At 50.5% G+C, this 26,926-nt stretch carries 25 protein-coding genes and 1 pseudogene; 18 read left to right on the top strand and 8 right to left on the bottom strand.

Annotated elements, in window-relative coordinates; translation table 11 throughout:
* The first annotated feature begins 27 nt into the window (after positions 1-27).
* The 4 genes from apt to recR all read left to right on the top strand — a co-directional run bounded on the left by apt (position 28) and on the right by recR (position 4,574).
* Positions 28-573, top strand: a complete 546-nt coding sequence (apt, locus tag R0134_RS08430) for an adenine phosphoribosyltransferase (RefSeq protein WP_319781429.1) — start codon at positions 28-30, stop codon at positions 571-573.
* A 79-nt stretch (positions 574-652) separates the two neighbouring features.
* The gene (gene dnaX, locus R0134_RS08425) at positions 653-3,376 is read left to right on the top strand and encodes a DNA polymerase III subunit gamma/tau (protein WP_319781428.1); all 2,724 of its coding nucleotides are present in this window, start codon (positions 653-655) and stop codon (positions 3,374-3,376) included.
* A 49-nt stretch (positions 3,377-3,425) separates the two neighbouring features.
* Entirely contained in the window at positions 3,426-3,755 is a 330-nt protein-coding gene (locus R0134_RS08420; RefSeq protein WP_087034424.1) for a YbaB/EbfC family nucleoid-associated protein, read from the top strand.
* Positions 3,756-3,965: 210 nt separating this feature from the next.
* Positions 3,966-4,574 carry a recombination mediator RecR gene (gene recR / locus R0134_RS08415; protein WP_319781427.1) on the top strand — a complete coding sequence of 203 codons (609 nt, stop codon included), beginning with the start codon at positions 3,966-3,968 and terminating at the stop codon, positions 4,572-4,574.
* Between the two features lie 76 nt (positions 4,575-4,650).
* On the opposite strand, the pseudogene cdd reads toward recR, so the two are convergent.
* From cdd to R0134_RS08380, 7 genes and pseudogenes are all read right to left on the bottom strand, one after another.
* Positions 4,651-5,523 (bottom strand): annotated as a pseudogene (gene cdd / locus R0134_RS08410) (cytidine deaminase); the annotation flags it as partial.
* 133 nt (positions 5,524-5,656) lie between these two features.
* Positions 5,657-6,346, bottom strand: coding sequence for an LrgB family protein (locus tag R0134_RS08405; RefSeq protein WP_319781426.1), 690 nt, complete (start codon positions 6,344-6,346; stop codon positions 5,657-5,659).
* The gene (locus R0134_RS08400; protein ID WP_413641456.1) at positions 6,343-6,699 is read right to left on the bottom strand and encodes a CidA/LrgA family protein; all 357 of its coding nucleotides are present in this window, start codon (positions 6,697-6,699) and stop codon (positions 6,343-6,345) included. Before R0134_RS08400 ends, R0134_RS08405 begins: the two co-directional genes overlap by 4 nt.
* A gap of 19 nt (positions 6,700-6,718) precedes the next feature.
* Positions 6,719-8,140, bottom strand: a complete 1,422-nt coding sequence (gene sbcB, locus R0134_RS08395) for an exodeoxyribonuclease I (RefSeq protein ID WP_319781424.1) — start codon at positions 8,138-8,140, stop codon at positions 6,719-6,721.
* 552 nt (positions 8,141-8,692) lie between these two features.
* Positions 8,693-9,028, bottom strand: a complete 336-nt coding sequence (gene maoP / locus R0134_RS08390) for a DUF413 domain-containing protein (RefSeq protein ID WP_319781423.1) — start codon at positions 9,026-9,028, stop codon at positions 8,693-8,695.
* A 157-nt stretch (positions 9,029-9,185) separates the two neighbouring features.
* On the bottom strand, positions 9,186-9,935 hold the full coding sequence (locus R0134_RS08385) for a tetratricopeptide repeat protein (protein ID WP_319781422.1): 750 nt from the start codon (positions 9,933-9,935) through the stop codon (positions 9,186-9,188).
* A gap of 248 nt (positions 9,936-10,183) precedes the next feature.
* The gene (locus R0134_RS08380; RefSeq protein ID WP_319781421.1) at positions 10,184-10,393 is read right to left on the bottom strand and encodes a cold shock domain-containing protein; all 210 of its coding nucleotides are present in this window, start codon (positions 10,391-10,393) and stop codon (positions 10,184-10,186) included.
* Positions 10,394-10,703: 310 nt separating this feature from the next.
* Between R0134_RS08380 and ectA the strand changes: the two genes are divergently transcribed.
* The 11 genes from ectA to rplY all read left to right on the top strand — a co-directional run bounded on the left by ectA (position 10,704) and on the right by rplY (position 24,972).
* Positions 10,704-11,237 carry a diaminobutyrate acetyltransferase gene (gene ectA, locus R0134_RS08375; RefSeq protein ID WP_319781420.1) on the top strand — a complete coding sequence of 178 codons (534 nt, stop codon included), beginning with the start codon at positions 10,704-10,706 and terminating at the stop codon, positions 11,235-11,237.
* A 91-nt stretch (positions 11,238-11,328) separates the two neighbouring features.
* Positions 11,329-12,603 (top strand): diaminobutyrate--2-oxoglutarate transaminase, encoded by a 1,275-nt coding sequence (gene ectB, locus R0134_RS08370; protein WP_319781419.1) that lies wholly within the window; start codon positions 11,329-11,331, stop codon positions 12,601-12,603.
* Positions 12,604-12,722: 119 nt separating this feature from the next.
* Entirely contained in the window at positions 12,723-13,118 is a 396-nt protein-coding gene (locus tag R0134_RS08365; RefSeq protein ID WP_319781417.1) for an ectoine synthase, read from the top strand.
* 173 nt (positions 13,119-13,291) lie between these two features.
* Positions 13,292-14,728 carry an aspartate kinase gene (locus tag R0134_RS08360; protein WP_319781416.1) on the top strand — a complete coding sequence of 479 codons (1,437 nt, stop codon included), beginning with the start codon at positions 13,292-13,294 and terminating at the stop codon, positions 14,726-14,728.
* A 148-nt stretch (positions 14,729-14,876) separates the two neighbouring features.
* A complete protein-coding gene (locus R0134_RS08355) occupies positions 14,877-15,158 on the top strand; it encodes a peptidylprolyl isomerase (RefSeq protein WP_087034413.1) in 282 nt (93 codons plus the stop codon).
* Positions 15,159-15,288: 130 nt separating this feature from the next.
* Positions 15,289-16,917, top strand: a complete 1,629-nt coding sequence (locus R0134_RS08350; protein ID WP_319781414.1) for a DUF2813 domain-containing protein — start codon at positions 15,289-15,291, stop codon at positions 16,915-16,917.
* A gap of 24 nt (positions 16,918-16,941) precedes the next feature.
* Positions 16,942-17,655, top strand: coding sequence for a hypothetical protein (locus tag R0134_RS08345; protein ID WP_319781413.1), 714 nt, complete (start codon positions 16,942-16,944; stop codon positions 17,653-17,655).
* Between the two features lie 117 nt (positions 17,656-17,772).
* Positions 17,773-18,909: an MFS transporter gene (locus tag R0134_RS08340; RefSeq protein WP_319781412.1), complete on the top strand. Its 1,137-nt coding sequence runs from the start codon at positions 17,773-17,775 to the stop codon at positions 18,907-18,909.
* Between the two features lie 145 nt (positions 18,910-19,054).
* The gene (locus tag R0134_RS08335) at positions 19,055-19,528 is read left to right on the top strand and encodes a glycine zipper 2TM domain-containing protein (protein WP_319781411.1); all 474 of its coding nucleotides are present in this window, start codon (positions 19,055-19,057) and stop codon (positions 19,526-19,528) included.
* Positions 19,529-20,396: 868 nt separating this feature from the next.
* The gene (hrpA, locus tag R0134_RS08330) at positions 20,397-24,272 is read left to right on the top strand and encodes an ATP-dependent RNA helicase HrpA (protein WP_319781410.1); all 3,876 of its coding nucleotides are present in this window, start codon (positions 20,397-20,399) and stop codon (positions 24,270-24,272) included.
* A 412-nt stretch (positions 24,273-24,684) separates the two neighbouring features.
* Complete coding sequence (gene rplY / locus R0134_RS08325; protein WP_319781409.1) at positions 24,685-24,972, top strand: 50S ribosomal protein L25; 288 nt, start codon at positions 24,685-24,687, stop codon at positions 24,970-24,972.
* A gap of 336 nt (positions 24,973-25,308) precedes the next feature.
* Here the strand turns inward: rplY and R0134_RS08320 are convergent, their stop codons facing one another.
* On the bottom strand, positions 25,309-25,842 hold the full coding sequence (locus R0134_RS08320; RefSeq protein ID WP_319781408.1) for an NYN domain-containing protein: 534 nt from the start codon (positions 25,840-25,842) through the stop codon (positions 25,309-25,311).
* A gap of 91 nt (positions 25,843-25,933) precedes the next feature.
* On the opposite strand from R0134_RS08320, the gene R0134_RS08315 reads away from it, so the two are divergent.
* The 3 genes from R0134_RS08315 to R0134_RS08305 are packed head-to-tail and all read left to right on the top strand — an operon-like array spanning position 25,934 to position 26,864.
* Positions 25,934-26,440, top strand: coding sequence for a DUF3087 family protein (locus R0134_RS08315; protein ID WP_319781407.1), 507 nt, complete (start codon positions 25,934-25,936; stop codon positions 26,438-26,440).
* A 5-nt stretch (positions 26,441-26,445) separates the two neighbouring features.
* The gene (locus R0134_RS08310) at positions 26,446-26,697 is read left to right on the top strand and encodes a DUF3565 domain-containing protein (RefSeq protein WP_319781406.1); all 252 of its coding nucleotides are present in this window, start codon (positions 26,446-26,448) and stop codon (positions 26,695-26,697) included.
* A gap of 41 nt (positions 26,698-26,738) precedes the next feature.
* Entirely contained in the window at positions 26,739-26,864 is a 126-nt protein-coding gene (locus R0134_RS08305; protein WP_319781405.1) for a hypothetical protein, read from the top strand.
* Positions 26,865-26,926 lie beyond the last annotated feature (62 nt).

Below are 26,926 nucleotides of genomic sequence, written 5' to 3'. Positions count from 1 at the left end.
GAAATTTTTTACTAAGAAATCTACGCTATGAAACAAGAAACGCTGAAACTCATTGCTGACAGCATCACCGCCATTGTGGATTATCCAAAGCCTGGGGTGATTTTTCGTGATATTACCAGTTTGGTGGAAGACCCCATCGCCTTCAAAGCCAGCATAGATGCCTTGGTCGACTTGTATCGCGATGCCGGCATCAACAAAGTGCTGGGCACAGAAGCCCGTGGCTTTATCTTTGGTGCACCCGTGGCCGCTGCCTTGGGCGTGGGCTTTATTATGGCGCGCAAACCCAATAAATTACCGCGCGAAGTGATTGAGGTGGCCTACGACTTGGAATACGGCCAAGACAAGCTGCAGATTCACGTGGATGCCATCGCCCCCGGTGAAAAAGTGTTGATTATCGATGACTTACTTGCCACTGGCGGCACGGTAGAAGCGGCGGTAAAATTAGTACGTCGTTGCGGCGGTGAAGTGCAAGAAGCGGCCTTTGTGATCGCATTGCCTGCCTTGGGAGGCTTACAGCGCCTCAACAATATGGGCATTCGCGTCAATAGCCTAGTGCAGTTTGACGGTGAATAACTCGGCGCTCAATTACTTGACTCTCAATAATTAGACACCCAATAACTAGACTGCCAATGATAAGGGTCACTAACTACCGATGAATTATCAGGTTCTGGCCAGAAAATGGCGCCCCCAGCGTTTTACCGAAGTGGTCGGCCAGCAACATGTGTTGACGGCCCTCGTCAATGCCCTTGCTCAAGGGCGGCTGCATCATGCGTATCTGTTTAGCGGCACCCGCGGGGTAGGTAAAACCTCCATTGCGCGCTTGTTGGCTAAGGCGCTGAACTGCGATAAGGGCATTACGCCTGAGCCATGCGGTGAGTGCAGCAGTTGCGTTGAAATCGAACAAGGGCGTTTTGTCGATTTATTAGAAATAGATGCCGCCAGCCGCACTAAGGTTGAAGACACCCGTGAGCTGCTCGATAACGTGCAGTATCAGCCGGCGCGTGGCCGTTTTAAGGTGTACTTAATTGATGAAGTGCACATGTTGTCGCGCCACAGCTTTAATGCGCTGTTAAAAACCCTTGAAGAGCCGCCACCCCATGTGAAGTTTTTGCTAGCCACCACGGATCCGCAAAAGCTACCAATCACTATTTTATCCCGTTGCTTACAGTTTCATCTGAAAAGCCTAGAGCCAGAGCAGATTGATGGTCAGCTGCAGCATATTTTGCGCCAAGAGCAGTTGCCCTTTGAAATAGAAGCAACGGCCGCATTGGCGCGGGCCGCCGATGGCAGTGTACGCGACGCCCTGAGTTTAACGGATCAGGCACTGGCGTTTGGTAACGGTGAGATCAGGCTGGCGCAAGTTGAGTCTATGCTTGGCAACCTTAACCATAACCAGCTAATGAGCTTGGTGAATGCGCTGTTATCAGGCGATGGTGCGGCTATGCTGGCGCAAGTGAGCAATCTGGCCAGTCAAGGGCCCGATTACGATCATATTCATAAAGAGCTGGTGGGTTTTTGGCATCAATTGGCCTTGGCACAAATAGTGCCCGCCCAGCCTTTGCTGCCCTATGCCAATGATCTGAATCGCTTAGCGCCATTAATTTCGCCAGAGCACATTCAGCTTTATTACCAGATTTGCCTACAAGGGCGCAAAGACTTGCCCTTTGCCGCCGATGGTCGTGCCGCGCTGGAAATGACCTTGCTACGCACCTTGGCGTTTCGGCCTCAAGCGGCGAGTGCGGCTCATGGCAGTGCCACGCCGACAGCTGTCGCAACGGAGCATAATGCTGTAAAAAAGCCTGAGCCGCCGCGCATGTCGCCGCCAGAGATAGCGCCACCTGAATTAGCACCTGCCATCGCTACTGTAGCGTCTAATGAGCCTGTTGTTGCGGTGCCTCCACGTGCTGGCAATCAAGCGGCAGAGGCCAGTGATGGCTCTGTTGTGGTTGAGGACTCTGTTACTGTTGAAGACTCCGTTGCAATCGAGGGCTCTGCAGTAGCTGAAGGTACTGCAGTGAGCGATGAGGCGGATGCGCAGCTGGCGGCCCAGCTTTATCACGAACAAGACACGATTTTGACGCAGGCGGCGCAGTTTGGTTACCAAGCGGCTGCGTCTATGCAGCCTACGCCGAGCCCAATCCCAAGTACCTCTCCACAAGTGGTTCAAGCACCGCCAGCAGTGGAGTTAAGCAATCAGGCACCAGCCGCAGTTAATCCGTCTGTCAGTAGTCTGGCGGAGACAAACCCGTCGCAGGTTGAACCTGAGACCGGCGATCCGGCGGCGGCCAATGTGGCGCAAATTCGTCGTTTGCTGCAAACGCGCAATCGCTTGCGCAGTCACGACTTAGATGCGACCGATAATACGCCTGTACGCGGTGCGACCCCTGTAAGCCGTCAGGCTCAACCCAGCTATGTGCCTCCTGCATCAAAAGGGGATAATGCTAGCAGCCCAGCTGCCACGGCGCCGAGCCCTGTGACTGCGGTGCCTGAGCGCGTTCAAACGCACAACCAAGCGTCTAATCCAGCGCACAGCTCGACCTTGGGTCAGGGGCAAGCACCTTCGGCTCAGAGCCCGGCGGCGTCGTTTGGCAATGACCAACATAACCATAGCCATAACCAAGGTGCCGAGCTGCCGCCGTTGGACTCTTATGCGGATATGGGTGCGCAGCAGGATGCAGATGACTTGCCACCTTGGTTGGATGACGCGAGCGACAACACAGCATCGCAGGCCACGTGGCAATCCAGTGTGACTCCTGCGAGTTCGCGCTCATCTCAGCCAACTTCGCGGCCCAGCGCGCCGCCCGCCAGAGCACAAACACTTCCACAGGCGGCCAATCCTGCGCCTGCTTTTGTTGCTTCTGGCGGCTTGAGTGCCTCCGGTGGCTTGAATGCTTCTGGCGAATTAAATGCGATGGCAGGCTTGCGCTCGGGTGCTTCGCAAACCGCCACCGATCCGGAACCCTTAAAGCCCAGTAGCTTATTGGCCCACGCCACGGATACCTGGACCGCCTTGGTGGCCCAGTTGCCGCTCGGTGGCTTATTGCGCCAATTGGCCATGCACTCCAGCCTTGTACAACAAAGCCCCAATCAATGGCAATTGTGGCTAAACCCTGATCATAAACACTTATTAAATGACAAAGCCTGTGTAGAGCTGGCGGCCGTGCTAAGTGAGCAGCAGCAAGCTGCCATCAATTTACAGGTGCAAGTGGGTGAGCAGACGGGCAGCTTAACGCCGTTTGATATTGAGCAGCAGCTTTATCAGAGTGCGATAAGCCAAGCAAAAGATGAAATTGAGGCCGATGATGCGGTACAATTTTTGATATCCCGCTTTGCGGCCGAATTAGACCGCGACAGCATAGAACCTATGGCGCAGTAATGCGGCGTATTTTATCCCTTAATGATTTATTAACTAAGAGTGAGCAGATATGTTTGGTAAAGGTGGAATGGGCAATATCATGAAGCAGGCTCAGCAGATGCAAGAGAAAATGCAGAAGCTGCAAGAAGAGCTTGCCTTGTTAGAAGTGGTAGGTGAAGCCGGTGCCGGTTTGGTTAAAGTTACCATGGCCGGTAGCCACTCAGTACGTCGCGTTGAAATTGATGAAAGTTTGCTGCAAGACGACAAAGAGCTGTTAGAAGACTTGATGGCTGCGGCCGTTAACGACGCAGTTCGTCGTGTAGAAGAACAAAATAAATCCCGCATGGGTGAAGTTACCGGTGGCATGCAATTACCACCGGGCTTCAAAATGCCGTTCTAGGCATTTTTGCCCTTGATCCTCAGGCACTTAACCAGTGCCTGTATCACTGGGGGTTACACAGGGGTCATAATACCTTAATTTTTCTGCCTCTAAGACTCTCAACCAGAGTGTTCGATTAGCCAGCTTTACCTCGCTTACGTTACTATACCCTCACTTAAGGGTGGCATTTCTACTCCCTATTTATCCCTCGCTATTACTAAGAGTCTGACTATGCGCTTTAGTCCCTTGTTGGATGAGTTAATCAAGAGTTTGCAAATCTTACCCGGTGTGGGCCCAAAGTCGGCCCAGCGCATGGCGTTTGCCATGTTAGAGCGCCAACGCGCCGGTGGCCGACGCTTAGCCCATATATTGGATGAAGCGTTAGAGAAAATCGGTCACTGTCGCCAGTGCCGCACCTTTACCGAAGAAGAAATTTGCCCGCTGTGTGCCAATCCTAAGCGCGCCGTGAGCGGCCAGTTGTGCATCGTAGAAAGCCCCGCCGACGTGGTGGCCATCGAACAAACCGGTCAATATCAAGGGCGCTACTTTGTGTTGATGGGACATTTGTCGCCGCTGGACGGCGTAGGTCCCGAAGAGTTAGGGCTAGATAAGCTCGCCAGTTGGCTGGCGCGCGAGTCATTTTCTGAGCTGATCTTGGCCACTAACCCGACCGTAGAAGGCGAGGCTACTGCCTATTATATTGCTGATATCGCCAGTCACCACGGCGTAGCGGTAAGTCGTATCGCCCACGGCGTGCCAATTGGCGGCGAGCTGGAGTTGGTCGATGGCAATACCCTGAGCCACTCCTTTATGGGCCGCAATCACTTTTCTAATAGCTAATACGTGAAGAGAGAAGGGTGAAGGGCACAGAACCCAGCTAACCTAGCTGCCGTGTCCATTCTAGGCGAACGCTTGTTCACGCCTCACGGGCCAACACTAAGGCTTCCAAAGGCACATCGCACAGCTGGCCTAATAGTAGAGCCGCGTGCGCTGCCTGTTGTACTTCTGCAAGGGCTTCCACCAACACGGCGCGTTTAATGTCCGCGAGCGTATAACCCTGCAAATACAGCTGACTTAAGGCTAATTGCAAGGCGCCTAGGCTAGGATTAAAAGCGGCATTTTCTAAGTAGCGACCCGGACAAATTTGGCCATCGTTTAATAATAAGGCGACGCCTGCTCGGTTATGACTGTAAGGCGCATAACTGGCGCAAGCGTGATCCCAAGCTGCAAGCGTAAGTGCATCGGGCTTATGTTCCGATGTAGGCTGAGAGCTGGCGGTTAAATTGGCGGTGGGGTGATTGAGCAGGCCATAGGTTTGCTGAAGATCTGCCGGACCAAAAGCGTGAGGCAGTAATTCATTGAGCATAAAATGGTGTTCGGGCCAAACCAGTAGCAGGTCGTCTTGATTGAGCTCGTGCATAAATTGGCGACACTGGCCGCAAGGGCTGGCGCTGACCACCACTCTCTCTATGTATTGCTCATCAAATAACGCCGCATGCCCGATGGCCGCTTGCTCGGCGTGAACCGATTGGTGTAAGGGCACACCAACAAACTCCACATTGGCCCCTAAATACCAATGACCCGAGCCGCCTATGGCGATGGCGCCCACGGCAAAATCAGAGACTGGTACCTGGGCTTTGGCTTCGGCGAGCGGTAACAAGGCAAACGCCAGCGCGCCTGTGCCCAATTGACTGGCGTCCATTAACAGTTGGATTTGCTCTGGGCTAAAGCGCGTTAGCCGGTTGAGTCGATGTTGGTCGATCGTTTGTTTAAGTGCGTCATTCATAGTTGAACTCTCCTGTTGTTAGGCATTAGGCTCATGGCTCCAAGATTGGGCACTTTCTTTGACGTATAGTGTACGACTTACCGTATAAAGCGTTGGTTTTGCTTCACGCCTCCCTCCTTACCCCTCACCTTTTCTCTTACCCTATCAACCAAAGATACAAATGAAACAAGGGCGGCGCCAATAAGGCAGTAGCAATGCCGCACACCACCATGGCTAATGAAGCAAAAGCGCCTTGCACCGGCCCCACTTCGGCAGCTGCACCGGTGCCGATGGCATGAGCACTGGCACCCATCGCCAAACCTTGCGCTTCAGGGTGCGTCACACCGGCGATTTTCAGCAGTGGAAAGCCAATAATAGCGCCCATCATGCCCACTATGATCACCAAGCCTGCGGCAATGGCCGGAATGCCGCCCATGGTGGCACTGACACTCATGGCTAAGGGCGTGGTGATAGATTTAGTGGCAATGGAGGCCAGCAGTTGCGGTTGGGCATGCAAAATGCCGCCCAGTAGTAAGGTAGTGCCTACCGAAATTAACACTGAGATACTGCAGCACAGCACGATTGGCCACAGCTGTTGGCGAATTTTAGCCGCCTGCTGATACAAGGGCAGAGCAAAGGCCACCACCGCCAATTCCAATAATAAGTTGAGCGGTTTGGTGCCTGCCTGATAAGTACTGCTATCTTGGCCCGTTAATACCAGCAAGCCGATGATCAGCAGTGCCGGCAGCATAATGGTGTTGATCAGCGGGCTTTTATAATGGCGCGCCAGTTTCTTAACGGCTAAATACAAGGCGGCCGTGAGCGGCATTGCCAGCCACAGCATCATGCTTGCATCCGTTGATATAAACGGCCCACCACCACTAAGATCAGTACCAAGCCACTAAAAGCCGCACTTAAAATCAAGCCTAATCCCTCGCTGAGTACGTCCACATAGCCAAGTAAGCCGGCAGCCACCGGAATAAATAACAGCGCCATGTGGCGCAGTAGTAGCTGGCCACTTTGGTGTACCCAGTTTAAAGGGACTAATTGGCTGACCAGTAAAAAGAACAGCAACAAGAGGCCAATAATACTGCCCGGAAAAGCAAAGGGTAATAAGCCCGCTATGGCTTTGCCCATGATGAGGCAGGCTAATAACAGGCTAAAGCCGCGCAGCAAGATAAACAGCGGATGCTTAACCAGTGCGGAGTTAAGGGCGGCGTTAAAGCGCTTGCACATAACGGGCCACGGCCTGCAGTAATGCCAACTTGGCTTCATCATCTTGATGATCGACAACCAATTGCTCGAGGCGCTGCATATAAGGCTCGGCCTGAGCGCTGAGCTTATCTTGGCAATACTGACGCCAGCGCTGCCATTCTTGCTCGTTTAAGGTGTTGGGATAATTACGCGCGCGATAGCGGAACAGCAATTCACTTAATCGTGAGTCATTAAATTGCAGCGGCAGGGTGGCCAGCACTTCAGGCGAGCTGGCGTGGATCATGGCCATGGCTGCCTTATCGGCGTCGCCAAAGAAGCCACCTTCATATAGCGCCCCGTCTACATCAGCGCTGGGGCCAAAATCATGAGGCAATTGATACAGCGCCACCACTTTTTCGCGAATTTCTGGGTGGCGACGCAATAGATCAAGGCTTTCACGACACTGAGCACGACTAATATCTAGCTCATCGGCTCTTTGCTCGCTCAGGGCGGCGGCTTTAGCTAATGACGGGCATTTATTGATGTGCACCAATTTTACCGGCACCGGTAACAGTTCGCCCAGATCCGCGCGCTTAGTGTAAAGCCGCTCTTTTAGCAGCTCGGGGCTCAGTTCGATAAGTGGAGTCAGATCCATGGCTAAGTTAACGCAAATCACCGCATTGGCATTGTCTGGGTGCCACGCCAATGGCGCAATCCAAGTGGCACAGCCTTGCCAAGCTGAAAACTGGCCCGACACATGCACTAATGGCTTGGCGTTAATCACATCGATAAGGGCTTTCACTTTGTGCTTACTGCGAAGCGTATATAAATAGTCGAATAACTTAGGCTGAGCTTGGCGCAGCAATTTGGCCAGCGCTATGGTGGCCCGCACATCCGACAGGGCATCGTGGGCATTGGCGTGTTCAATGCCATTGGCTTGGGTTAGGCGCTCTAGTTTAAAGCTCGGCTTACCGTCTTCGTCTTCTGGCCAGTTAATGCCCTCGGGGCGCAGCGCATAAAAGGTGCGCGCTACATCCAGTAAGTCCCAACGGGAGTTGCCATGCTGCCAGCTATAGGCGTAGGCATCATAAAAATTGCGATATAAGGTATAGCGGGTCACTTCATCGTCGAAACGAATATTGTTGTAACCCAAAATACAGGTATTAGGTTGGCTAAACTGCTCATGAATGCGGGCAATAAAATGCGCCTCACACAAGCCCTGTTGCTGGGCGGTTTGTGGCGTAATGCCGGTGATTAGCGTCGCCTCAGGCGAGGGCAGATAATCAGAGGGCAGCTGGCAGTACCACATCATGGGCTCGCCAATTTCATTGAGCTCTGCATCGGTACGAATGGCGGCAAATTGTACCGGCCGGTCAAAGGCCGGATGCAAGCCTGCCGTCTCATAGTCGTGGAATAAAAAACTGGGTGTTACTGCAGGCTGACTCATAGGGATTAGATTCTTTAATTGCGTGGGCCAGTGCTCGCGTTACGCATCACTGCTTAATGTATCACTTACTGCAAAACATAGAGCATAAGCGGCGGGCCAATAAAAGCGTGGTGTAAGAGTATCATGTAGCAAAAGCAGCGGTAAGCTAAAGATAAAACAGCGCCGAGCGTCCAGCACCAAACGCTAGCTAAACAAAAGATTAAAGACTCTCTGCAACGGAAGAACGCGGAAGGCGCGGAAAAATTAAACTGGGATAAGAGCGAAAAGAGCCAAAACATTCGATGGGTAAAGTGAAATATAGTGACTAGAGAGCCATCGTATTTTGTAGGAGTCTGTCTCTTCGGAGAAGAGGGCTTCGGCTCGGTCTTATGTTGGTTTGAAATCATCCGCTGACGCGGACCGCCGAAGTCCTCTTTATCAAAGAGACGGGCGGCTACAAAGCTAAATTCGGTAACACCGGAACTGTCCAAAAAATGAGATAAAAAAATACCGAGCCAAGCTCGGTACTTTGCAAAATAATGGCGGTGCTCTTAACTGACCGCAATGTACAACTTATTCTGAACTGTCTTCTACGGGTTCAAAATCATCATCACCGCCGGAGGTCATGGGTGAGCATAAACGGTGTACGCGTTTAGGGCCTATTACCTTTAAATACTTTAACCACACCTTAGCATGTTTGCTGTCGGTGGCGCTGCCTTCCTTGACTTGTTCAACGAAACGCAGCTCTTCGCTGCCGTTGGGCGCGGTTTGTTCACTATACAATGCCAACATAGCGTGGCCGGCTTGTTCAAGCAGTTGGGCTTCTACGACAGTAAATTCGCCACAACGACGTAAACCGCGAGGGAAATGGGCGAAGTCCTGAAATGGCTTGTTTGACTCAAAGCTCATGTTCTTTCTCACTTTAATTGATGGCTCTCTGATTCGCGCAAAGTATGGCACTCAGCATGCGGATGCAAAATCAATATTTTCAACGTCACGTTAAAAATATTTTATGTTGAGCATTATGGCAAGTTTTATGAGCATTTAGGGTGCCTGTTATCACCTGTTAACTGTCCGTTGTGCTGGTGTCGATATGCTCGTGAGTGAGCTCAATAAAGCGCGGATGCTGGCGTAATGAGTCAAATTCTTCATCTTCCGCCGCCACATCGCCCAAGTGCACGTTGTTTTTTACCGCCAGTTCTAAATCTGACAAGGCTTGATCTTCATGGCCCATTCCGGCGTGGGCGCAGGCTCTTTGATACAACGCATGGGCGTTTTGCTGGTCCACCTGCAGTACCCGATTACACAAACTGAGTGCCCATTGGCGCTCGTTCATCATTAAGGCCGCATCGGCTTTGTGGGTCATGGCATCTAAATCGCCGGGTTTGATATCGAGAATTTGGTCGTAAATATCAATTTTTGCTTGGGGACTTTGTTCTTGGCTGGCACGTAACCACAGGCCATGAATTTCTTGAAAGCGTTCAATTTCTCGGTAGTTTTCCGCGATCACCTTGGTTTTTCGTTGTAGTTCACGCTCTATCTGTTTGAGCTTGTGTTCATAGGTATTGGTGATCTTTCTCATCTCAGTTTCTGCGTAATCGCGAGCAGTTTTCTTTAGTTCCCTTAACGATTGCCAGCCAACAATGGCCAGTACGGAAGCTGCCCCCGCCAACAGGTAAAAGAAGTAAGTAACCGTCACGTTTGCGTAACTTATCGCTTTATCGGCGACGTTAAGCTCTTTTTGTACAATGTCATCGGTAACTTTAACCTGAAATTTTGCCATTTCGGTGCGCAGCGCTTTGAGCTCGTCAAGCATGTAACGCTCCATAAAGGGCGTGAGTCTGGTGCGCACTTCAGCCTCGGCAGTTGAGTCGGGTTCTCCGGGTGGGTCTTGGGCGAGTAGTGGTAGTGAGAAGAGTAAAAAACAACAAGAGAGGAAAAATTTAATCATGGGATACCTAGTCAGAGAATGAAGCGTGCTATTGCAATGACTGAGGGTAACCCTTGGATGGTTCCTGTTCAAATAATGTTAGGGCGCCGCTTGCACGGCGCCCTAACCGTTAATCAAGCCAGCTCTACCTCTTCGGCTTGAGGTCCTTTTTTACCCTGGGTCACAATAAATGTCACTGCTTGGCCTTCTGGTAGGGTTTTAAAACCATCCCCTTGTATGGAAGAAAAGTGGACAAAAAGATCCGGCCCGGATGCACGCGTGATGAATCCAAAGCCTTTTTCTTCGTTGAACCACTTCACAGTACCTGTCTCTTTTGCGCTCATAATCTCTATCCGATTTAGTCTGACTAGGTGGCAACACTTTATTACCACTGCTTTGATAGTAGCAGCTCTGTTGAGACCTGCTCTGAGCGGAAATGAGCAGGGTTGATCGGGGCATGAAAAATGCGATTTTTGGCCGTTTATCAGGGGGTAAATGGCCGTGTTATCCTTCATATATCATTCATTATTGATCACTAAAATGCATGCAGCCCTAATTAAAAAATGCGAGTTATGCTTGCAATTGACTGATGGTTTGTTAGGTTAGTGGAGCATTTTTGCTTAGCCCACTAACTAAATAAGTTTAGGACTATAAATGATTACTACCCATTCAGACTTAGAAGCGGACACAACCATTGACCTGCAAATTTTGTTGCGTCACCCCCAGTCAACCGACGGTTATCACGTCAACCGTTTGATTGACCGTTGTAAGCCACTCGACACTAACTCTACCTATTGTAATCTTCTGCAATGCCTGCATTTTGCCGACACTTGCATGCTGGCCGAAGACCAGGAAGATAACTCACTACTGGGGTTTATCTCTGCCTACCGCAAACCTGCTGAACCAAACACTTTGTTTGTTTGGCAAGTAGCCATAGATAAACGCGCACGTGGTGAGGGGTTAGCCCGCACTTTGCTAACTAACCTATTAGCATCTGATGCCTGCGCTGGCGTCACCCATCTAGAAACCACGATTACTGCGGATAATGCTGCCTCTTGGGGTTTGTTTGAAAGCTTTGCGCGTAGCCAAGCGACAGACTCAGGCGCCCGCCACCTTCTCTTTGATCAGCAGCGCCATTTTAATGGTGATAGCAGCAGTGAAATCTTATTTCGCATCACGCTTGGCTAACAGCCCGTGACAGACAGCAATGCTAATTCATCTTGTTGATCGCCAAATTATCTTTTGTTTTTGATTTGCACTCAGACTTTAAGGAGTCCATGTGAGTAATATTTTTGATGTAATGGAATCAAGTGTACAAACCTATGCCCGTTCTTTTCCGGTGACCTTTAATAAGGCACAAGGCGTGTGGTTATACGACCAATCTGGCAAGCGCTATTTAGATTTTCTCGCCGGTGCTGGCACCCTGAACTACGGCCATAACCACCCAGAGTTAAAAGAAGCGCTGATTGAATACATTCAGCAAGACGGTATCGCCCACGGCTTAGACATGCACACCACCGCCAAGGCGGCGTTTTTAACCAGCTTACAGCAGGTTATTTTAAAGCCGCGCGGCATGGATCATGTGGCGCAGTTTACCGGCCCAACTGGTACTAATGCGGTAGAAGCCGCCATGAAGCTGGCTCGTAAGGTGACCGGACGTAGCAATATTGTGGCCTTTACTAACGGTTTTCACGGCGTGAGCTTAGGTGCGTTGGCCGCTACCGGTAACCAACACCACAGAGGCGGTGCCGGTACGTCGATGGCCGATGTGAGCCGTTTACCGTACGACGGTTACCCAGGTGCCGGTGAAGACAGCCTGTTACTGTTTGAAACCATGCTTAATGACAACTCCAGTGGCCTAGATAAGCCAGCGGCCGTGTTGTTTGAAGTGGTACAAGGCGAGGGCGGCTTGAATGCTTCTTCCTTTAAGTGGTTGCAGCGTTTAGAGAAAATCTGTCGTGAACACGACATTTTAATGATTGCCGATGATATTCAAGCCGGTTGTGGCCGTACCGGTACTTTCTTTAGCTTTGAACCCGCCGGTATTAAGCCCGACATTATTACTTTGTCTAAGTCGTTAAGTGGCATGGGCTTACCTTTTGCCATCGTGCTGCTGCGCCCTGAGCTGGATCAGTGGGAGCCCGGTGAGCATAACGGTACTTTCCGTGGTAACAACCACGCCTTCGTTACCGCACGTAAGGCACTGGAATTGTTTTGGAAAGACGACACCTTTGCCGCAGAAGTGCGCAAGAAAGGCGAATTGCTGAATCAACGTATGCAAGCCATGGTAGACCGCTATCCTAAGCTGTTCATCAAGGTTAAAGGCCGCGGCATGATGCAAGGTATGGCCTGTTACGATGGCGACATTGCCAGCATCATTACCGGTAAATGTTTTGAGCGTGGTTTGGTTATTGAAACTGCCGGCCCAGATGGTGAAGTCGTGAAGTGCTTGTGCCCACTTATCATTACTGAGGCTGAATTAAACCAAGGCCTAGATTGGTTAGAAGAAGCAGCAGCAGAGACCGACGCTGAGCGCTTACGTAAAGCGTCATAACATCAATACTTGACCCACCGAACACGCAAATCTTGTCGGTGGGCAGTTATCTATTAAGTGAGTGTGGTGTGCCAAGTCGTCACGCCGCACTGAATACAGTATTAAAGAAAGGAAATAGCATGATAGTACGTACCTTAGCTGAATGTGAGCAAACTGAGCGTCGTGTGAAATCAGAAACTGGGACTTGGGAAAGCACCCGTATGTTGTTGAAAGACGACAACATGGGCTTTTCTTTTCACATCACCACTATTTATGCCAATACCGAAACCCATATTCATTATCAGAACCACTTAGAGTCTGTGTATTGCATGAGTGGTGACGGTGAAATTGAAGATTTAGCCGATGGTAAAATTTATCCCATTAAGCCTGGCACCTTGTATATCTTGGACAAGCACGACAATCACTTGTTACGTGGTGGCAGTGAAGATATGAAGCTGGCGTGTGTATTTAACCCGCCACTAAGCGGTAAAGAAGTGCACGACGCCGACGGCGTATACGCACTCGACACCGAGTAATCGGTAACCTAAATAACGTAATGCTTGCTGGATACGGGGGCTGGCCCCCGTTTACGAACATTTTCACTGGGCAGGGTGCGTTAAGGTAAATCACATCTAGGCGCCAAACCCCAAGCCCAATGAAAATGTGCGAACACAGTGAAAACCTGTTTAATAAACATTAAGGGAATAACTTGTCACACACAGTAGAAAAAATCGGCGGTACCTCCATGAGCGAGTATCAAGCGGTCCGCGATAACATCATCTTGCATAATCGTACCCCAGAGCAGTACTACCAGCGTCTGTTAGTGGTGTCGGCCTTTGGCGGTGTGACAGATGGCTTGCTGGAGTGCAAACGCACCGGCGCGCCCGGTGTTTATGCCACTTATGCTGATGCAGAAGACGACAGTGCTTGGGAGCAAGCGCTCGATAACGTCCTCGATCGCATGGCGAAAATTAACGAAGATATGTTTGGGCACACCCCTGAGCGCGCCTTGGCCGACTCGTTTCTACAAGAGCGCATTGCCGGTATTCGTGATTGTTTGCATCATCTGCGCCAAGTTTGCGCCTTTGGTCAGTTTCAATTAGCCGAGCAATTACAAACCATTCGTGAGCTGTTGGCCGCCATGGGTGAAGCACACAGCGCGCACAATATGGTGTTGTATTTACGCCAAAGCGGCGTGAATGCAGTATTAATGGACTTAACGGGCTGGCGCAGTGACGAAGCCTTGCCGCTTGATGAGGTGTTAACTCAGACACTGGCGCGCTTTGACTTAACCACCCAGCTGCCCGTCGCTACCGGTTATGCCCATTGCCAAGAAGGTTTAATGAACCGCTTTGACCGAGGTTACAGCGAAATGACCTTTAGTCGTTTAGCGGTATTAAGTGGCGCGCGTGAAGCCATTATTCATAAAGAATTCCATTTAAGCAGTGCCGATCCGCGCTTGGCCGGCGAAGACCAAGTGATCCCCATTGGTCGTACTAACTATGATGTGACCGATCAACTGTCTAACTTAGGCATGGAAGCGATTCACCCGCAAGCGGCGAAAGGTCTGCGCCAACAAGATATTCCATTGCGAGTGCGCAACACCTTTGAGCCGGATCACGAAGGTACTTTGATCACTACCGATTATCGCAGTCCGTCACCTTGTGTGGAGATGGTGGCCGGGCGCCGTAATATCTTTGCCGTTGAGCTGTTTGATCAAGATATGGTGGGCCGCGTTTCCCATTACGCAGAGTGTTTTACCGATGAGCTGGATAGCATGCGCTTGAACTTAGTGTCGAAAGACATGAACGCCAATACGCTGACCTATTATATTTCTGGCAATCGTAAAACCGTGCGTACCTTGGTGAGCGCGCTGCAGCGCCGCTTTGAACACGCAGACGTTAACACCCATAAGGTGTCTGTGGTATCCGCTGTAGGCAGTGACATGAGTATTCCCGGCTTGTTGGCCCGCTCGGTAGCAGCCCTGAATAAAGCCGGTGTCCCGGTACGTGCCGTGCACCAGTCATTACGCGCCGTAGAAATGCAGTTTATCGTCGATGATGAATATTACGAGCGTTCTGTGGTGTCGTTACACAATGAATTGGTGCAAACCGATGCAGAAACCGTGGCCCTCGCCGTCGCGTAATTGCGCAACTAGCATCGAGTAAAGTCTAAAATCCCCCGACTATCGGGGGATTTTTGTTTAAGCGTATCGCGCCCAACTTACGGCCACGCTTCCCTGTTTATGTGATTTTTGGCACACTGCAGCGATATTTTTATGACTGGGATTAATTATGGCTAAGCGTGCCTGTGCGGTGCATATTTTGGTGGATACTCAAGCCGAATGTGAGGCGCTTAAACTGAAATTAAGTAAAGGAGCCGATTTTCATCAGTTGGCCAAAAAGCATTCCACCTGTCCTTCCGGTAAACGGGGCGGCGATTTAGGCGAGGTTAAGAAGGGCGATTTAGTGGGATCGGTCGACAAAGCCGTGTTCAGTGGTCCCGAATTGGCCATTCAAGGCCCCATAAAGAGCCGCTTTGGCTATCATTTGATCAAAGTACTTTATCGCAACTAAACGTGCGCTATCACGACTAAACGTATTTTATCATCATTCATTGCTCGACCTTTTCATTGGGTTTGGTGTTAGGAGGCGCCCTCAGTGGCGTTGGGCGAGCTCGCCATGAGCCATTCATCAAGGGCCGATTATGTTTCTTGAGCATATCCAGATCCGCAATTTCATGGGTCTCAATCAGTTGTCGCTCACCCTTAATCAAAGCACGGCACTGATGGGCGAAAATGCCTGGGGAAAAACCAGTTTATTTCGCGCCTTATGGCGACTAATGGGCCAAGGCGGCTGCTGTTATCAGTTTGTGGAGGATGATTTTTATCGCTCCGTGTCTGATGAGCCGGTCACTGAGCTCTCCATCACGCTGACGTATCGCGAGCATAGGCCCGGTATCAGTGAGCACTCATTACGTTTGGCCAGATTGGCACCGGCGTGGGTTAAACACAAAGACGGTTTTCATCGTATTCATTATCGGGCTGGTGCGCGGCGCACCGAAGCTGGGGTGGTGAGTGAACACGGCTTTATGAATGGCGTCGGCGGCGAGCTGCTCTGTGAAGATACGGAGCAAATAGTGCACCAATTGATTGAAATGAATCCGGTGTTTCGCTTGAGAGACTCGAGGGGTACGCCGCAAGACTTGCCGATAGTGAACTTAAATGGTGATTACGATCAATTATTAACTCAGCTCAGTGCGCAATTAGCGGTTGAAGATGAGGATGAGTTTACCCAAGCCGACATTAAGGCCGGCTTAGATGCGGTTCGTCAATTATTAGAGCATTATTTTACGGCCCAAGGGGCCACCAGCCGAGCGCCGCGTCGTGCCCGAGATATTGCCATTCACCCGGTCACGCTCAGTCAGTTAGGAAAGTTCAACAGCTGGCAGTCGAAAGGTGAAGACAGCGAGTTATCACTGGCGTTGACGGCGGTGGCCCATACCATATTACAAGCGCGCGGTGGTCGGCCCATTGAAGAGGGCGCGCGGCCCTTGTTGTTAATCGAAGACCCAGAAAGCCGGCTGCACCCCACGGTACTGGCTGCTACTTGGGGTATCTTGGATCGTTTTCCCGGCCAAAAATTGGTGACCACCAACTCGGGTGATTTATTATCGGCGTTTCCGCTGCATCATTTACGCCGCTTGGTGCGCTACAAAGACGAAACTAAGAGTTTTCAAATTGGCAATGAAAAGTACAATGGCGAAGATATGCGCCGTATTGCTTTTCATGTGCGCATTAACCGACCTATGTCACTCTTTGCCCGCTATTGGTTATTGGTGGAAGGAGAAACTGAAATTTGGCTACTCAATGAGTTGGCACGAATTTGTGGCTATGTGTTGCCGGCAGAAGGCATTCGTATTATTGAATTTGCCCAATGTGGCCACAGCCCGCTGATTAAAGTAGCGCGAGATTTTGGTATTGGCTGGCACTTGTTAACCGATGGCGACGAAGCAGGACAAAAATATGCCCAAGGGGTGCGCAGTCAGTTACGCGGTGATCGTGAAGAAGACCGCTTAACCGTGTTGCCCAGTATCGACATTGAGCATTACTTATTTAAAAACGGCTTGGAACCTATTTTTCGCCAAGAAGCGCAAATTTACGATAAACACACTCCCGTCAGTCGTATTATCGAGCGTGCCCTGAGTCGGCGCACCAAGCCTGGCATGGCGTTATCTGTGGTAGAAGCCATAGAGTTGCAAGGTGCGCATAAGGTGCCGGTTGAAATTAGGCGTATGTTTGCCCGCATGATTGCCAACGCCCGCCGCCATCGTTAATAAAAATCTATTCTTGGAGAACACATGACAGATCATTTGGCCGCGCGCTTGTTTGCGCCTTTGGCACTCACTGCAATCGGCGCTTTGGCCGTTTTACTCTTGGTATTATTAAAAGGCGACTTGTGTCCGGGCCAACGCCGACGCATCAGCGATGGTTTAATGTCGGTGTGGGCCGTGCTGGGCTTAAGCTTAATGTTGGCGGTAGAAGCGCGGGTGCCGATATTTGTGCTGTGGTGGGGCGGACTCACGCTGGCCTTAGGCATAGGCGTATTGGTGTATCAGGCGCGTCTGGCGGGCAAACGCAGTTTAAGCCTGCAGTGGCAATTACCGGCATTAGTGTTGGCTGGGGGCTTAGGCGTGTGGCTGCTGTTTAGCGTTGGGGCTGCCGCTATTTTTATGTTGGGTGCCGGCGGCTGTGTGTTTGCGCATCTGATCATGGTGCGTGCTAAACATCGATTGCAGGCCTTTAATCTGATCTTGCCCGTGGTGGGAGTCAGCTGTGCCTTAGGCATGATTTTAGTGTTGTTAGTGCAAACCGCAGGCGAGAGTGACCCAGTTACGTTAGACGCATTAATTCTGCCCTTTGGCCAATTGTGTGGAGTGGTGTTATTGAGCGCCTTAGTGTGGCTGTGGCCAGTATTTAGAAAAGAAGCTACTTCGGCGCCGGTATTGGCCGTTGCAAGCTTGTTAATCGTGAGCGCCTTAACGCTGGGGCAGGGCATTATTGGCCAGTTGTAACGCTCACGATAAGTAACATTTTTTAAACAGCAAAAAAATTTGTCATCTGAGCTAATTTCTCTCGTTGTACTTGGTTGGTAAGACTCTTAACATGCGCGCCTCAAATCCGGAGGCGTCATGCGATTAATACCCCTTTATTTACATCTGATCTTGCTCACCTTAGGCAACGCATTTTTGTTGACCTTAGTGGCGGTGTATTTGAGTGCGCAAGGCGCGCCCGCGGCGCAAATTGGTTTAGTCGGCTCGGCCTTTTATTTAGGTATGCTGGGTGCCAGTTTTTTTGCCGATCATTTTATTCAACGCCTCGGTCATGTACGCGCACTGGTGGTGTGCTGCTTGGTGTTAGCACTGGCGGCGCTGGCCTTAACCTGGACTGCCTTACTGCCGTTATGGTTAATGTTGCGTGTGTTAGCAGGCATGGCGGCGGCCATCGGTTTTGTGGCGGTAGAAAGCTGGGTGCTGGGCGTATCGCCACTGCATAAACGCTCTGCTGCGATGGCCCGCTATATGCTGATTTATTACTTTAGCTATGGCATTAGCCAGCTGTTTATTGACTGGATCCCCTCTTCTGGCTCCACGGGTTTCTTTATCGCGACCGGCTTATGTTTGCTTTCCATAGTGCCATTGCGCTGGGCAAAACAACCCGACCTTGAAGTCCAGACCGCAGGCGAACCCGCCGCCAGCAAGCCCCCCAGGGCTGAACGCGCCTTAGGCTTGGTGGGGTGTTTAGTGGCGGGCATGCTGCTCGGCACGCTCTCTTCATTAATGCCCATTCAGTTAGAGCAATTAGCATTAGGTGACGAAGTTGGCCTGTATATGGCGTGGCTTATTTTGTGCGGCATGGCGTTTCAATTACCCAATGGCCGTTTGGCCGACCAATTAGGCAAACGCACCATGATGGCGGTACAAACTGCCATGATAGCGGTGGGCTGCGTGGTTTTGTGGGAGTTTGATGGTAAAGGCGCGCTCTTGCTGGCCTTTGCTTTATTGGGCGCTGGCGGCTTTACGCTGTACCCGACCACTATGTCCTATGCTTGCGGCAAGATGCAGGGACGTGCGCTGGTAAAAATGGCGCAAAAGCTGATGTTTACTTACAGCATCGGCTCGCTAACCGGCCCCATGATTGCGGGCATGATGTTAGAAAAGTTTCAGTCGGGCTTATTCTTATTTGTAATTTTGCTGGTAAGCGGCTGGGCACTCTGGTTGCTTATGATGCGCCTGTTGGCCGACAAACCAGTGGGCACCACTATTTAAGCTAATCCTCAGCGGTCATAACAGACATGACGGTCAATGAACACAGTGAGCTAAGCTCACTGTGTTCATTTTTGTTTGTGGTCTATATGTGAGATATAATGGCTTACTTATTGCTCACTCACTTCACCTCTTTGGAGGGTCTAGTATGAAACGTAATACTTACTCAGCGATAGCCTTAGTTGCAGCCTTGGGGCTCGCCGGTTGTGCTAACCCAGATGTGTACTCGGGTGACGTGTATGGCAGCCGTGCCGCCAAACAAGCGCAAACCGTCACTTACGCCACTGTCACCTCGGTACGCCCAGTATTAATTCAAGCTGGTGATGAAAATCCTAACGTGATAGGTACCTTGGGTGGCGGTGCCATAGGTGGTATTTTGGGTCATCAAGTAGGTGGTGGCACCGGCCAAGTCTTAGCCACCGCCGTGGGTGCTCTTGCTGGCACCATGGTGGGCTCGCGTGCCGAAGACAAGTTGAGCCAAGTTAAGGCGGTAGAGTTGGAAGTGCGCACCGACAGCGGTGAAAACCTGATAGTGGTACAAAAGGCGGATCGTACTTGGCAACCAGGCCAGCGGGTACGACTGGTTGGCTCAGGCAGCAATTTGAGCGTCGCTCCTAACTAATAAACGCCAGCCTTTACGGCTGTGCTCTGGTAACTCCGCCCATATTGAGCGGAGTTACAAAACAAAAAGGCACCCTAGGGTGCCTTTTTGTCGTGAAGATGGGTGTTATCTTTACAGTTTTTATCGTTATTTTTTTATTATTGTTTTTGCTCTTACGTTATTGCTTTTTAGTACCTTGTTACAGTTTCTTTCTTCCCGGGCTCATTTTACATCTGTGCCAAGGAAGGAGCAGAAATAGCGACTAAAGCAGCGCCGACTGTAAAAATGATGGTGATAACTAACTCTTTCATTTTTGTACCTTCCTCGTTGATTGACTGTGAATCTAATATACGGCAGTTTCGTTTGCTTTTCAACCCGTAAATTGTATTTATGGCGATAACTTTGCTTTTCTGTGGCCTAAGGCTTATTTTAGTAAGTAATGCTTTCGGTAGTCGCGGTTTATTGTGACTTAAACTTCAGGTTATCTTAGGGTTTTGTTTTTATATGGCTATAATATCAAGCGCTTAGGTGTGATTTGTGTGCGGAAAAACTGCTTGGTGTTGAAAGTATTAGTTTTAGAGGGTCTAGTGCGGTTCTCTCTTTTAAATGCCGATTTAACCAACACTTGTTAGTTGGGTCAGGTTTTCTGTCGTTAAAGTGAGCAGCAACTGTCACTGGCTGTGATTAGGTGTGACAAAGTGTGGCAAGGCTGCTGCTGGCTCAATCTTCCTCTTTAACGTGTTTTATAAAGCGGTTTGGCGCTAGCGGCCTTAGCTTGCAGTCTGCCCTGAGGTAATCCAACGCGGCAGAGGTTAGGTGATAGGGATCCCAAAATAGCGCTTTTCTGCTACACTGCGCGCCAGTTTTAATAGTGAAGATGGGGTGTGCGTTGACGCAGTCGGTGGAGCAGTGGCAAGCAAAATTAACAGAATGTCGAGGTGCCGAGCGCGGGCGGCTGGGGCGGCGATTACGCGGGCTGGCAAAATTGCCGGCGGCCAAGTTTGCCGATGCGCTAGGCAAAGTGGCGGCCGACATCACCACTTCGGTTAATGAGCGCGCCCGCCGGCAGGCATTGTTAGGTCAAGCCATTCATTACCCGGCCCAATTGCCGGTGAGCGAACAACGCGAGCTGATCAAACGCACTATTAGTGAACATCAAGTGGTGATCATCGCCGGTGAAACTGGCTCGGGTAAAACCACGCAGATCCCTAAGATGTGTTTGGAACTGGGCTTAGGCATAGACGGCACAATTGGGCATACCCAGCCGCGGCGCTTGGCGGCACGCAGTGTGGCGGCGCGACTCGCACAAGAGCTGCAAACAGAGATTGGCCAGCGGGTAGGCTATAAAATCCGTTTTAATGACAGCATCAGTGCCCAAACCCAAGTGAAGTTGATGACAGATGGCATGTTGCTGGCAGAAATTCAGCAAGACCGCCAATTGCGCCAATATGACTGCATCATCATCGATGAAGCCCACGAACGCAGTTTGAATATCGACTTCATCATGGGCTATCTCAAACAACTATTGCCTAAACGCCCAGATCTGAAAGTTATCATCACCTCCGCCACCATAGATCCGGAGCGCTTTTCTCAGCATTTTAATGATGCGCCCATTATCAGTGTCTCGGGGCGCACTTATCCGGTGGAGCTGCGTTATCGGCCACTATTGGAAGGCGATCAGGACCGAGATCAGCAACAGGGCATTTTTGATGCGGTGACTGAGCTTAGCCAAGCGGGCAATGGCGATATTTTGATCTTTATGAACGGCGAGCGAGAAATACGCGACACCGCCGCCGCCCTCAAAAAATTGGAGCTGCGCCACACCGAAGTGGTGCCCTTGTATTCTCGGTTATCCAACGCCGAGCAGAATAAAATTTTTGAGTCGCACACTGGGCGGCGCATCGTGCTGGCCACTAACGTGGCCGAAACCTCGCTCACAGTGCCAGGCATTCGCTATGTAATTGATCCCGGTACGGCGCGCATTAGCCGTTACTCCTATCGCACTAAAGTGCAGCGTTTGCCGATTGAGTCTATCTCTCAAGCCAGTGCTAATCAGCGCATGGGCCGTTGTGGCCGTGTGGAAGCGGGCATTTGTATTCGGTTATATGCCGAGGACGACTTTAATAATCGGCCTGAATTTACTGATCCCGAAATCTTGCGCACCAATTTAGCCTCGGTGATCGTGCAGATGTTGTCGTTAGGCCTAGGTGACATTGGGGCTTTCCCTTTTGTGGAGGCGCCGGATCGCAAATACATCAATGACGGCATTCGACTCTTAGAAGAGCTGGGTGCGGTGGTGCCCGATAAGGCGGACTTAACGCTTACCCCATTAGGCCGCGACTTAGCCCGTTTGCCCGTTGATCCCAGATTGGCGCGCATGGTGTTGGCAGCCCGCGATTATGGATGCGTGACCGAGGTGATGGTGATTGTGGCCGCACTCAGTATTCAAGACCCGCGTGAGCGCCCGCAAGACAAACAACAAGCCGCCGCCGAGCAGCACAATCGCTTTAGTGATGATGACTCAGATTTTATGGCTTACATTAATCTGTGGCAGTATTTAAAAGAGCAGCAAAAAGCGCTCAGCAATAACCAGTTTCGAAAGCTTTGTCAGAAGGAGTTTTTAAACTACCTGCGACTGCGCGAGTGGCAAGATATTTACAGTCAGTTGCGATTAGTGGTGCGCGAGCTGGGTTTTGCGCTTAATAGCGAGCCCGCTAAAGGCGACAGTCTGCACCAAGCCCTGCTGAGCGGCATGCTCAGTCAAATTGGCATGCGCGACGGCGATAAAAGAGAGTTGCTGGGGGCGCGTAATGCGCGCTTTATCTTGGCGCCAAACTCCAAGCTAGCGAAAAAGCCGCCGCGCTGGTTAATGGTGGCCGAGCTCACCGAAACCCATCGTTTGTATGGCCGCACTGCCGCAAAAATTGAACCTGAGTGGCTAGAGCGCCAAGCCGAACACTTGCTTAAATCCAGCTACAGCGAACCCTATTGGTCGAAAAAGCAGGGTGCTGTGATGGGGTTTTTAAGTCAGAGCCTGTTTGGCTTGCCGGTGGTGGTGCGCCGCCGCGTCAATTACAGCCAAGTGGATCCGACATTATGCCGAGAGCTGTTTATTCGCCATGCCTTGGTGGAAGGCGAGCTGCAAACCCGTCATGAATTTTTCCATCATAACCAATCGCTGCTCGATCAAGTGGAAACCCTAGAGCACAAGTCTCGTCGTCGTGATGTGGTAATTGACGATGAAACGCTGTTTCATTTCTATGACCAAAAATTGCCCGCTGACGTGGTCTCCATTCGCCACTTTGATAAGTGGTGGCAGCCGCTGCAAAAAGCCCAGCCAGAACTGCTGCACTTTACCGAACAGATGTTGCTCAACGACAGCGCCGAGCAGATAGCCGCCAGTGATTATCCGGATGTGTGGCGTCACAATGGGGTGACGCTGGCGCTGGATTATCAATTTGAACCGGGTCTTGAAGAAGACGGGGTCACGGTACAGATCCCCTTACCGTTATTAAACCAAGTGAGCAGCGAGCCTTTTGCATGGCAAGTGCCGGGCTTACGCCGTGAGTTACTCATAGGATTAATTAAGTCTTTGCCCAAACCGATGCGCAAACACTTTGTCCCAGCCCCCAACTATGCAGAAGCGCTGTTAGCGGCCATGCCAGCCCAAGAGGGCGAGCTACTGGATCAAGTAGAAAAGCATTTGCGGCGCATGACAGGCGTGACGGTGCCGCGCGAGCAATGGGATTGGTCGGCGTTGGCAACTCATTTGCAGATGCGTTTTTGTATCTTGGATGCTAAAGGTGACGTATTAGCGGCAGGGCGCGACTTAGATGCCATTAAGTTGTCCTTACAGGGCCAAGTGCAAACTGCGCTCACCCAAGCGGTGGATGACGACCGCTTTGAGCAAGCAGAGCTGCGTCAATTCCCAGAGCGGGCGATCCCGAAAACCTATGAGGCTAAACGGGCCGGTTTTGCGGTAAAAGCGTATCCGGCACTGGCGGATAACGGCGACAGCGTGGCACTCACTCTGTGTGAAGATGAAGTAAGCCAAGCCCAAACCATGTGGCAGGGCCAGAGCCGTTTATTGCTGCTACAGTTGCCGTCACCCATTAAATACCTGCATGAAAAGCTGCCTAATAAAGCCAAGCTCGGTCTGTATTTTAATCCCTATGGTCGAGTATTAGATTTAGTGGATGACTGTATTCGTGCGGGTGTTGAGGCGTTGATGCGCCGTTATCAAGCGCCGGCTTGGAGCCCTACTGAGTTTGAGGTGCTTAAAGATAAGGTAGGGGGCGAGCTGAATCCGGCAGTGGCGGCGATAGCCTTACAAGTGGAAGAAGTATTAAGCCGTGCTCATGAAGTGAAAAAACGCTTAAAAGGCAAAATCGACTTATCCCAAGCCATGGCCATGGCTGATATTCAGGCGCAACTCAACGGCTTGATCTTTAAAGGCTTTGTCACCGCCACCGGTGGCGAACGCTTGAATGACGTAAATCGTTATTTAGAAGCGTTGGCACGGCGCTTAGATAAATTGCCCATCGATCCCCAGCGGGATCGGCTGCAATTACTCAAAATTAGCCAAGTACAACAGGCTTATCAGGCGCTCTTAAACAAGCAGCCCAAAGGTAAGCCGTTGTTACCTGAGGTGGCCGCTATTCGCTGGATGATTGAAGAGCTGCGCGTGTCGCTGTTCGCCCAAACCTTAGGTACCGCTTATCCGATTTCGGAGAAACGTATTTTGCAGCAGATTAATGGGTTGTGAGTGTGTGAGGTGTGAATCGTGAATCGTGAATCGTGAAGAGTGAAGAGTGAGGGGAAAATATAGCGCCGAGCAATACAAAAGACGGTCTTTGTAGCCGGCAACTTGTTCGCCGGTTCTGCGCAGCAGAATGTTTTAAGGTTTAAGGTCAACATAAAACTGGGCCGAATCTTCTTTATCTACAACAGGGGCCCCTACAGGGGAAAACTAGCACCATACCGTGGTTCATGTTCTGTACCTATGAGACTGTTATCTACCAAAAACTGGCACCTTATCAAACAAGGTAACACTGTGTTTAGTAAGCCGCAGACGGACTTTATGTTGTGGCGTTGTGGGGTGCGTGTTATCATCTGCGCGCATTTTACAGGCGAATATCGGTCGCAATGTTTGCCACTAACCTTATAGAGAGAAAATTATGTCATTCACATTTCAAGCAGAAGTTCGTTCAGACCTGGGGAAAGGTGCGAGCCGCCGCCTGCGTCATGAAGACAAAACTCCTGCTATCGTATACGGCGCAGGCCAAGAGCCAGTTGCCATTGCTCTGGACCATAAAAAATTAATCATCGCTCAAGCCGATGATGCATTTTACAGCGAAGTGCTGACTTTGGTTATCGACGGCAAAGAAGTGAGCGTGAAGGTTAAAGACGTACAGCGTCATCCCTTCAAGCCTAAATTGGCTCACTTAGATTTCATCCGCGCTTAATTGCGAATGAAACTAAAAAAACCGCCTGCGGGCGGTTTTTTTGTGCCTGTAGTCCAAGAAAAGAGAAATACTAGCTTTTGCCACGGAAGAACACGGAACCCACGGAAAAATTAAGATGGGATAAGATCGACGAATGACAGGGCTAAAAATATTTAATGGTTAGGAATCGCTTTCTGACGAGGCCGGTGTTGGCTCTTACCATTAATAGTCACTTTCAGATTTGATCACTATTTTTCCGCGTTCTTCCGTGCTCTCGCCGTAAAGAGTCGTTGCGAAATGATCTTAAAGCCCTTGGTTATAAAAAGCGCGGAACCTCAGTCGGTTAGGCCGTATTATTTATCTGGACGCCAGTAACAGCGACCCATCAATGGGAATAAAGCAATCGGCGGCATCCATCAAGGCTTTCGCCGTGAGTGCAGGCGCGCCATAGACTTCGACACGCTTGCCATAGTGCTGGCGCAATCGTTCTGCCAGTATCGCAAAGTCGCCATCACCGGATACCAGCACTAAGGTGTCGGCAAGGTGAGCAGACTCCAGCATATCGATGGTAATGCCCACATCCCAATCGCCTTTTGCCGTGCCATCAATGCGCTGAATAAAGGGTTTCAGCCTCAGCGTGAAACCTAAGCTTTGTAACCGATACTGAAATTGACGCTGTTTTTCATCCCCGCGGTCAATGGCATAGGCATAAGCCTCCACGACGTGGCGCTGAGCGGTGACCTGCGACCAAAAAGCGGTGTAATCAAACTGTTGGCCAAAGGATTGGCGGCAGGTGTAATAGACATTTTGTACGTCGACAAATAGCGCGACTTTTTCTAAGGCTGCTTTCTCTAAGCCCGTTTCTTCTAAAGTTACTTCTTTTAAATGCATAGCGTGCTCGCAGCAAGATAGGGCGGATCCGATAGTGGATGTTAAGCCATTGGGGTACAATGACGCCTATTTTATTGATAATAAGCACCTTATGACACTTACAGATATTGATAAAGTTCGTTACCGTCGTCATTTAAATCACGTATTCATAGGCAGCGGCTTGGCGTTAGCGGCCTTGAGCTTGCTACTTTCTCAGCTGTTAATTGCCTTGTTCCCAGACCCGAGCGGCAGTCATTTCCATTGGAATGCGCTGGGCGTATTAGTGGCCGCCACCATCGTGGGCATGAGCTTAAGCCATTATCGCTATCATAGTTATCTTACGGAAGTTTTGTATGTGTGGGAGCTAAAGCGTTCGTTAAATAAAATTACCCGCAAGATGCGTAAAGTAGAAGCGGCCGCCAAATTGGGCAATATTAATGCCTTGCAGGCACTGCAATTTAGTTATGCAGGCTCCCGCCAGCTTTGGCTGTTAGACGATAATATTATCATTATGGAAGAGCTGGCTATTAAGCAAGCAGAGCTGGATGCGCTGGCTGAAAAATTTAATGTCACCCTTAACATTGCCGATTATAAAGAAAGCATGTTGAGTGAGTTTTAAGCGAAATGGATAAGCTGTTTGCGGCACAACGCGCACATTTAAATAGGCGGATGATGAAACAAGCGATAGTGGGTTTCCAACAAGACGACGAGCAGCACTGGGTGGCCGAGTTAAAATGCGGTCACCTGCAGCATGTACGTCATCAGCCGCCTTTTATTAATCGACCTTGGGTGATGACGCAAGCAGGGCGCACCGCCATGCTTGGCTGTTTATTAGCCTGTAAACATTGCGAGCAAGCTGATTCTACTTTGGTTTAAGTACACACAACCTCGGCTATCGTGCAGACTTTAAAGGTGATATGCCTAATATGGTAACCGCCGGTATAGGTTTGTCGCCGTTTAAGGTGGTACATTTAGACCTAGCGGGTTTTATGGGCTCTGATGAAGCAGCGGGTGCTGCCGTGACCATGAGTTACACCTTCTAATTTAGGTTTATAGGCTCGATTATAAGCCTCATCGCAGTTAACTGCGATGAGGCTTTTTTGCT

Source organism: Oceanisphaera sp. IT1-181 (genome assembly GCF_033807535.1).
Lineage (GTDB): Bacteria > Pseudomonadota > Gammaproteobacteria > Enterobacterales > Aeromonadaceae > Oceanimonas.
Note: the sequence above shows the minus strand (reverse complement) of the source record. Positions and strands in the feature narration are given on the sequence as shown.

What these genes read in the sequence shown, in the direction of transcription:
- apt (WP_319781429.1), top strand. Translation starts at nt 28, where the DNA reads ATGAAACAAGAAACGCTGAAACTCATTGCTGACAGCATCACCGCCATT.
- dnaX (WP_319781428.1), top strand. Translation starts at nt 653, where the DNA reads ATGAATTATCAGGTTCTGGCCAGAAAATGGCGCCCCCAGCGTTTTACC.
- R0134_RS08420 (WP_087034424.1), top strand. Translation starts at nt 3,426, where the DNA reads ATGTTTGGTAAAGGTGGAATGGGCAATATCATGAAGCAGGCTCAGCAG.
- recR (WP_319781427.1), top strand. Translation starts at nt 3,966, where the DNA reads ATGCGCTTTAGTCCCTTGTTGGATGAGTTAATCAAGAGTTTGCAAATC.
- R0134_RS08405 (WP_319781426.1), bottom strand. Translation starts at nt 6,346, where the DNA reads ATGATGCTGTGGCTGGCAATGCCGCTCACGGCCGCCTTGTATTTAGCC.
- sbcB (WP_319781424.1), bottom strand. Translation starts at nt 8,140, where the DNA reads ATGAGTCAGCCTGCAGTAACACCCAGTTTTTTATTCCACGACTATGAG.
- maoP (WP_319781423.1), bottom strand. Translation starts at nt 9,028, where the DNA reads ATGAGCTTTGAGTCAAACAAGCCATTTCAGGACTTCGCCCATTTCCCT.
- R0134_RS08385 (WP_319781422.1), bottom strand. Translation starts at nt 9,935, where the DNA reads ATGCTTGACGAGCTCAAAGCGCTGCGCACCGAAATGGCAAAATTTCAG.
- R0134_RS08380 (WP_319781421.1), bottom strand. Translation starts at nt 10,393, where the DNA reads ATGAGCGCAAAAGAGACAGGTACTGTGAAGTGGTTCAACGAAGAAAAA.
- ectA (WP_319781420.1), top strand. Translation starts at nt 10,704, where the DNA reads ATGATTACTACCCATTCAGACTTAGAAGCGGACACAACCATTGACCTG.
- R0134_RS08365 (WP_319781417.1), top strand. Translation starts at nt 12,723, where the DNA reads ATGATAGTACGTACCTTAGCTGAATGTGAGCAAACTGAGCGTCGTGTG.
- R0134_RS08355 (WP_087034413.1), top strand. Translation starts at nt 14,877, where the DNA reads ATGGCTAAGCGTGCCTGTGCGGTGCATATTTTGGTGGATACTCAAGCC.
- R0134_RS08350 (WP_319781414.1), top strand. Translation starts at nt 15,289, where the DNA reads ATGTTTCTTGAGCATATCCAGATCCGCAATTTCATGGGTCTCAATCAG.
- R0134_RS08345 (WP_319781413.1), top strand. Translation starts at nt 16,942, where the DNA reads ATGACAGATCATTTGGCCGCGCGCTTGTTTGCGCCTTTGGCACTCACT.
- R0134_RS08340 (WP_319781412.1), top strand. Translation starts at nt 17,773, where the DNA reads ATGCGATTAATACCCCTTTATTTACATCTGATCTTGCTCACCTTAGGC.
- R0134_RS08335 (WP_319781411.1), top strand. Translation starts at nt 19,055, where the DNA reads ATGAAACGTAATACTTACTCAGCGATAGCCTTAGTTGCAGCCTTGGGG.
- rplY (WP_319781409.1), top strand. Translation starts at nt 24,685, where the DNA reads ATGTCATTCACATTTCAAGCAGAAGTTCGTTCAGACCTGGGGAAAGGT.
- R0134_RS08320 (WP_319781408.1), bottom strand. Translation starts at nt 25,842, where the DNA reads ATGCATTTAAAAGAAGTAACTTTAGAAGAAACGGGCTTAGAGAAAGCA.
- R0134_RS08315 (WP_319781407.1), top strand. Translation starts at nt 25,934, where the DNA reads ATGACACTTACAGATATTGATAAAGTTCGTTACCGTCGTCATTTAAAT.
- R0134_RS08310 (WP_319781406.1), top strand. Translation starts at nt 26,446, where the DNA reads ATGGATAAGCTGTTTGCGGCACAACGCGCACATTTAAATAGGCGGATG.
- R0134_RS08305 (WP_319781405.1), top strand. Translation starts at nt 26,739, where the DNA reads ATGCCTAATATGGTAACCGCCGGTATAGGTTTGTCGCCGTTTAAGGTG.